Source organism: Mesorhizobium sp. M1A.F.Ca.IN.020.06.1.1 (genome assembly GCF_004023265.1).
Taxonomy (GTDB): domain Bacteria; phylum Pseudomonadota; class Alphaproteobacteria; order Rhizobiales; family Rhizobiaceae; genus Mesorhizobium.
Genome location: NZ_RZSR01000258.1, coordinates 1 through 6550, shown reverse-complemented (window position 1 = coordinate 6550; position 6550 = coordinate 1). Strand labels below are relative to the sequence as shown.

The 6550-nt window shown below is 64.7% G+C and carries 8 protein-coding genes; 1 reads left to right on the top strand and 7 read right to left on the bottom strand.

Features of this window, described 5'->3' with window-relative positions; all coding sequences use genetic code 11:
• The 5 genes from EOA60_RS13745 to EOA60_RS13725 form a co-directional block, all read right to left on the bottom strand.
• A partial coding sequence (locus tag EOA60_RS13745) for an SDR family NAD(P)-dependent oxidoreductase (RefSeq protein WP_128294552.1) occupies nucleotides 1-462 on the bottom strand: 462 nt, incomplete at its 3' end.
• A gap of 40 nt (nucleotides 463-502) precedes the next feature.
• A complete protein-coding gene (locus EOA60_RS13740; RefSeq protein WP_127335079.1) occupies nucleotides 503-1606 on the bottom strand; it encodes an AbrB family transcriptional regulator in 1104 nt (367 codons plus the stop codon).
• Between the two features lie 76 nt (nucleotides 1607-1682).
• On the bottom strand, nucleotides 1683-1994 hold the full coding sequence (locus EOA60_RS13735; RefSeq protein ID WP_095823304.1) for a putative quinol monooxygenase: 312 nt from the start codon (nucleotides 1992-1994) through the stop codon (nucleotides 1683-1685).
• Nucleotides 1995-2046: 52 nt separating this feature from the next.
• A complete protein-coding gene (locus tag EOA60_RS13730) occupies nucleotides 2047-2832 on the bottom strand; it encodes an SDR family oxidoreductase (protein WP_095823303.1) in 786 nt (261 codons plus the stop codon).
• Nucleotides 2833-2915: 83 nt separating this feature from the next.
• Nucleotides 2916-3350, bottom strand: a complete 435-nt coding sequence (locus tag EOA60_RS13725; protein ID WP_095823302.1) for a DsrE family protein — start codon at nucleotides 3348-3350, stop codon at nucleotides 2916-2918.
• 107 nt (nucleotides 3351-3457) lie between these two features.
• On the opposite strand from EOA60_RS13725, the gene EOA60_RS13720 reads away from it, so the two are divergent.
• Nucleotides 3458-4540 carry a hypothetical protein gene (locus tag EOA60_RS13720; protein ID WP_095823301.1) on the top strand — a complete coding sequence of 361 codons (1083 nt, stop codon included), beginning with the start codon at nucleotides 3458-3460 and terminating at the stop codon, nucleotides 4538-4540.
• A 264-nt stretch (nucleotides 4541-4804) separates the two neighbouring features.
• Here EOA60_RS13720 and EOA60_RS13715 read toward each other — a convergent pair whose 3' ends face one another.
• Together EOA60_RS13715 and EOA60_RS13710 are read right to left on the bottom strand one after the other, a co-directional pair.
• Entirely contained in the window at nucleotides 4805-5752 is a 948-nt protein-coding gene (locus EOA60_RS13715; RefSeq protein ID WP_095823300.1) for a cation diffusion facilitator family transporter, read from the bottom strand.
• A 5-nt stretch (nucleotides 5753-5757) separates the two neighbouring features.
• On the bottom strand, nucleotides 5758-6550 hold a 793-nt coding region (locus tag EOA60_RS13710), incomplete at its 5' end, for a gamma-glutamyl-gamma-aminobutyrate hydrolase family protein (protein WP_164899298.1).

Sequence of the window (6550 nt, the reverse complement as noted above, 5' to 3'; positions counted from 1 at the left end):
GCCTTCCTTGCCGGCCACGGAAGCGACATTGACGATGCGGCCGTAGTTGCGCGCGATCATGCCGGGCACCAGACGTCGGCAGCAGTAAAAGACGCCGTTGAGGTCGATTTCGATGATCTGCCGCCAGGCGGCGGGGTCATAGTCCACCACGGTCGCGGCCGGCCCGGCAATGCCGGCATTGTTGACAAGGAGATCGACAGGCCCGAGCGCCTGCTCGGTCTCGATTGCGGCGCGGTCGACGGCCTCGATCTGCGACTGGTCGCAAAGCAAGGCATCGACCCGGCCCAAGGGAGCAAGCTCGGCCACAGCGCTCGCCATCGCGGCCTGGTCGATGTCCCAGATGGCGACGCTTGCGCCCGACGACAGCAGGCGTCGGGCGACCGCAAGGCCGATGCCTTGCGCGCCGCCCGTCACGACCCCGACGCGGCCAGAGAGATCGACAGCATTCAAACGACGGTTCATGGCCAATTCCTCTGCTTCTCCATGCACTTGGTAGCGCGGATCAGTCCCTGACGTTTCGCGCCACAAGCTTGGCGACGCTTGGCCCAACAAGCAGCACGACGAGGAAACGGGCCGATTGCAGCGCCATGACGAAGGAGATGTCGACGTTCTGCGCGGCGGCGGCGATGATGGCGACGCTGTCCATGCCGCCGGGGCTGGTCGCCAGATAGGCGGTCAGCGGATCGATGCCGAGCACGCCGCTGATGACGAAAGCCATGCCGCCGCAGAAGGCGATCAGCGCTACGATCGAGGCGATGATCTGCGGCAGGGCGCGTGCCGCGTGGCGCAGGATCGGCCGGGTGAAGTTCAGCCCGATCGACCAGCCGACCATGGCGTAGCTGACGGCCAGCAGCCAGGGCGGCAATTGCATCGGCACGCTGAAGCCGAGATGGATTACCGCGCCAAAGATGAAGGTGCCAAGGAAGAAGGGCGAGAGCAGTCTGAGCAGCTTGCCGAGCAGGCCGCCGACGACCGCGATGCCAAGGGTGGCGCCAAAGGCCAATGGATCGATCGGCGGAAACCAGATGATGGGCGGCACTTCGACGCCCGACGTGTCGACCCACATCTTGGCGACGAGCGCCGCCGTCACCGAAACGAAGATGACGCGCAGATATTGCATGAAGGCGACGAGGCGCTGGTCGGCACCGAAGGCGCCGGCCATCAGCACCATGGCGGTGGCGGCGCCCGGCGAGGAACCCCAGACCGCCGTGGTGCCGGGCAGGATGCGCCAGCGACTGATCAGCCAGCCTAGCAGGCTGGAGGCGGTGAGCGTCGCCACCACCATCCCGAAGAAGAGCGCCCATTCGGCGTAGAAGACCGGAAATATGTCGACCGAGATCGAATTCGCCACCAGGCAGCCGACCACGGCCTGAGCGGAACCGAACAGCGCGCGGGGTACGCGCACCGTGGCGCCGTTGGTGCCGGCCAGGATCGCGGCAAGCATCGGGCCGATCAGCAGCGCCGCAGGCAAGGCGGCCAATTCCAGCGCGCCGGCAAAGAGCAGCGAGAGCACCACCAGCGCCAGCCACTGCTGCAGCGGGCGCAATCGCGTCATGCGTTGAACAGACGGTTGCTCCAGTGACGGTCCTTCTGATGAAGAGTCCATATCCGGCTCTTAGCCCGGGCACGGACAAATGCGAACCCATTTTCCCGCGGAAATGCCGTTGGCGACGGTCTCGCGCTCAGCTGCCCTTCTCGGGGGCCGGAAGGCCGAAGCCGCCGACAGGATGGGTCTCGACCTGGAATTCGAAGCCGGCGATGAAAGGACGCGCCCTGGCGATTGCCGCCTGGACTTCGGGCAGTTGCAGGGACGCCTTATGGCTTGCCTGATCGGTCCACACTTCGGTGACCCAGATCGCGTCGGCATCGGCCGGGTCGGTGGCGATGATGTAGCTCAGGCAGCCGGGCAGCGCACCGGTCGTCTCACGCAGCACGTCCATGACTGCATCGCGCTGGCCGCGTGCCGCCCGCATCTTGCCGATCAGTCCGAACATTCCCTTCCTCTCCCTCCAGGTTGCACGCTGAGCTGAGTATGCAATCGCCAGCTCACGGCATCAACTGGCCACCATTGACCTCGATCACCTGGCCGATGATGTAGCCGCTCAAGAGGTCGGAAGACAGGAACAGGTAAGCGCCGACGCAATCTTCGGCCCTTCCGGCGCGACCCTGCGGAATGGTGGCGACCATGCCCTTCATCTGCTCGGCGGTGGAATAGCGCTCGTGGAACGGGGTCAGGATGGTGCCGGGCGCCACGGCGTTGACGCGGATGCCGAAGCCGATCAGCTCCTTGGCCATGCCGCGCGTCACGTTGGAGACGAAGGCCTTGGACGAGCCATAGAGGCCGGCGCCGCCGCCGGCGCCGTTGCGGGCGGCGATCGAGGTGGTGTTGATGATGAAGCCGCCCTGGCGCTTCAGCCATGGGATCGCTCTGCGCGAGGCCGTCAGCACCGAGCGCGCGTTGAGATCCATCACCGCATCGTAATGGGCCTCGGTCTGCTCGGCATAGGCAACGCGGCCGAGCATGCCGCCGGCATTGTTGACCAGCCCGTCGAGCCGGCCGAAATGTTCAGCGCTCCCCTCGACCACGCGCTCGACGTCGGCGGGAACCGAAAAATCGCCCTGCGTCAAGAACACCTCGCCGCCGTCGTCGCGGATGGTTTTGGCGAGCTCTTCGGCGGCTTCCCGGCTTGAGTTGTAATGCAGCGCAACGCGGCATTTCTGCCGGGCATAGGCGAGGGCGAGGGCTGCTCCGATCCCGGTCGACGCGCCGGTGACCAGCACCGCCTTGCCGGCAAGATCGGGAATGACAAGCGTGGTCGGGTCAGTTGGCACGTCGATATCTCCAGGATTGCGCTGGCAATTGGTAGACGCTTCCCGGCCAGGTGTTCAAGTCAAGGCAAGATCAGGGCGCGAATTCAGGGCCGCAGATAGACATAGCCCTGGCGCTGCAGCTCCGCGAGCTTGACCACGCCGCCTTTCTCCGCGACCTGGAAGCCGGCAAGCAGGTCGGTCACGGCGATGTCCATGCCATGCATGGTGTTGCCGCAGGCCTGCGGAACAAGTCCCTGCTGGACGAGACCGGCAAAGCGGCTGGAGGTCGCTCCGGAAGCGCTCTTTGCCTTGAAGGCCGCAAGCGCCGGCCCATGCACGACCAGCACGACCTCGACATTGCCGCCGGTGCCCTCATAGTGGTTCTTGATGTTGCCGAGGACGAAGTTGACCTTGTCGGCGTCGCTGAGATGGTAGGCGACCTTCAGCCTGTGCTCGCCGGTGGCGGCGCTCGCCTGGCGAAGACCGAAAAAACCGGCCGCTCCGGCAAGACCGGCGCGGAAAACGTCACGGCGCAGCATCGCATCCTCCTCAATCCGGCGGCTCTCGCAAGTTTGCGTGGCCCAGCCTTCGTGCCTAGACTAGCATGAGTCGCAATCACGTCCTGTCTGTGGGAGGAGAGGATCACATGACGTCGAGGATGGTGGCAGGTGCAGTGCTGGGTGCCGCCCTGTTCTTTGCCGACGCGGCGCTCGCAGATGATGCCCCCAAGCTGACCGAACTCAGCCCGAGCGGTCCCGACGTCTGCTTCGGCCGGGTCTATGATGCCGCCCATCTCAAGGCGCATCCGCACCAGAAGGTGGCGCGCATCTTCTTCTACCATGGCCACGATCCGGTCAGTCGGCCGAACGAGGAGCCGAGCTCGATGTCCGACGCCGCCTATAACGGCTTTCTCACCACCACGGTGCGCGGCGCCAAGAAGCCGGAATGGGCGGCTGCCTGGTGCAACAAGGAGGATCCGAGCGACAGGGCGAGCGACATCCGCTGCGGCATGGAATGCGACCGCACGCTCGCCTCGCTGAGGGTCGACGACAAGGGCCGGCTGATCCTCTCCAACGTGCAGCGTGACGTCTATCTCGACGCCGGCGCGGAGGAGGATCTCGGCAAGGCGAAATACAACGAGCAGGCGCTGGGCAGCGAAGACGATAATTTCCGTCTCGATCCGATGCCGGCCGACACCTGCAAGGCGGAGTTCGCGCGCATCGATCCGATCGACCCGGCGCTCGGGGCCCCGCTGCGCGAGCGGCTGAAGCCGGACCAGCCCTTCTGCTACGGCCGCGACTATGACGACGCGCATCTGGAATCCCATCCGGACCAGATGACGCAGTCGATCCGCGTCTTCCGCGGGCCGATCGAGCTCGCTTCCTTCGCCGCCGGTGGCGATGCCGCCAACTGGCCAGACGGCGCCGACATCGCCATCTCGGTGACGACCAGGCAGAAAGAGGCCAAGGTTACGCAGACCTATTCCTGCCAGGGCGAGGCCGATCAGTGGCGCTGCTCGGCTAGCTCCAAGATGAGCGACTTTGCCTGCGACATCTCGCAGAAGGAGATTTTTCTCAAGCGCGGCGCCAGCGGCACGATGCTGCTGGCCAACCCCAACAATGCGCTCGCCATCATCGACCTCTGCTCGAAGATCGCGGGCGGCAAGACCACGTCCGACGACAAGGTGTACAGGCTCAATCCGATGCCCCAGTCGGCCTGCACGCCGTGAGTGTGCCACTTCGTCACTCTAAAGTGTGGCGCTTCGTCATCCTATGCGGAGCAAGGAGGGAAGCGACGCGGCGCAGCCATAGGATCCATGCCGTTATGCTAAGGCGTTGAAACGGTGTAGAATTCTGCTTCGCTGCATGCTTCGGCCAAGGCCACGGCATGGATCCCAGGGGGTCTCGGCGATGGAGCTTCGCTCCTGCTTCGTCCAGGGATGACGACACCGCGGAGGCCCGGCCAATTTTCCAAGGCGTGCCTGGAAATCGCTTCAGGCGAAAGGCACCGCCGTTGTGCCTTTCGGCAGCTTCGCCTCGTCGTCCGGCTCGACATGGATGGTGACGCGCACCGAGGGGATCTCGGCCTTCAGCGCGTCCTCGATGCGGTCGCAAATGACATGGCTGGCGCCGACCGTCATGTCGGCGTCGACGACGAGGTGGAACTCGATGAAGGTCGCTCGCCCGGCGATGCGGGTTTTCAGGTCATGCACCTCCAGCGCACCCTTCGAATTGGCCGAGATGATATCGCGGATCTGCATGTGCTCCTGGGTGTCGACGGCACGATCCATCAGTCCGCTCAGCGACTCTCCGGTAAGCTTCCAGCCCTGATAGAGAATGTTCAGCGCAACAAGAAGCGCAAGCAGCGGGTCGAGGATATGCCATCCAGTCATCACCGCGGCGACAAGGCCCACGATGACGCCGACCGAGGTAAGCACGTCGGTCATGATGTGCTGGCCGTCGGCGACCAGGGCCGGCGATCGTTCGCTGCGGCCGTTGCGGATCAGCACGAATGCCCAGACGGCATTGACGAGCGCCGCGCCGGCATTGATCGCCAAGCCCTGCCAGGGCTGTTCGAGCGACGCGGGATTCTGCAGCGATTGCCACACCTTGGCGATGATCAGCAGCGCCGCAACGACGATCAGAACACCCTCGAGCACCGCAGAAAAATACTCGGCCTTGTGATGGCCGAAGGGATGGTCGCTATCGGCCGGCTTATGGCTGATGCGGATCGCCCAGAGAGCGGCTGCTGAAGTGATGACGTTGACGATGGATTCCAAAGCATCGGAATAGAGGGCCACGGAGCCGGTCATCTGCCAGGCAATGAATTTCAGCCCCATCACCAGGAAGGCGATGACGATCGACCAGAAAGCGAGGCTGGCGATCTTGCGCTTCGCGGCGGCTCTTGCGGCCGCCGTCGCCGTGTCTTCCACCGCGGCCATCGTTGCTAGGCAGCCTTTTCCTTGGCCTTGCGCGGCAGATGCGCAACGATGTTCTCGATGATGCGCATGCCGGCATTGTGGCCGAGCGTCATGATCGATTCCGGGTGGAACTGAACGGCGGCGATCGGCTCCTTGCGGTGCTCGAAGGCCATGATGACGCCGTCCTCGGTCTCGGCCGTCACCACGAAACCTTCGGGCAGGCGCACCGGATCGGCGAAGATCGAATGATAGCGGCCGACGGTCACTTCCTTGGGCAGCCCCGAGAAGATGATGCCCGGCTTCGAGACACGGATGCGCGAGGGCTTGCCGTGCATCGGAATGTGCAACTGCCGCAACTCGCCGCCATAGGCTTCGGCCAGCGCCTGCAGGCCGAGACAGACGCCGAAGACCGGCAGGTCGCGGGCGCGCGCTCGTCTGATGGTCGCGGCGCAATCGAAATCCTTCGGCGTACCCGGGCCGGGGGAGAGCACGACGAGATCGGGCTTCAGCCGCTCGAACACCTCTTCCGGCACCGGCGTGCGCACGGTGGAAACAGTGGCGCCGGTCTGGCGGAAGTAGTTGGCCAGCGTGTGGACGAACGAGTCCTCGTGGTCGACGAGCAGGATGTTGACGCCGTCGCCGACGCGCGCGGTGGTGCGTTCGGTGCCTGCGGCGTTGCCGGTCTTGGCGTCGCGTATGGCGGAGAGCATGGCGGATGCCTTCAGTTCGGTTTCGGCTTCTTCTTCCTCAGGAACGCTGTCGAAAAGCAATGTGGCGCCGGCGCGCACTTCGGCGATACCGTCCTTGATGCGGATGGTG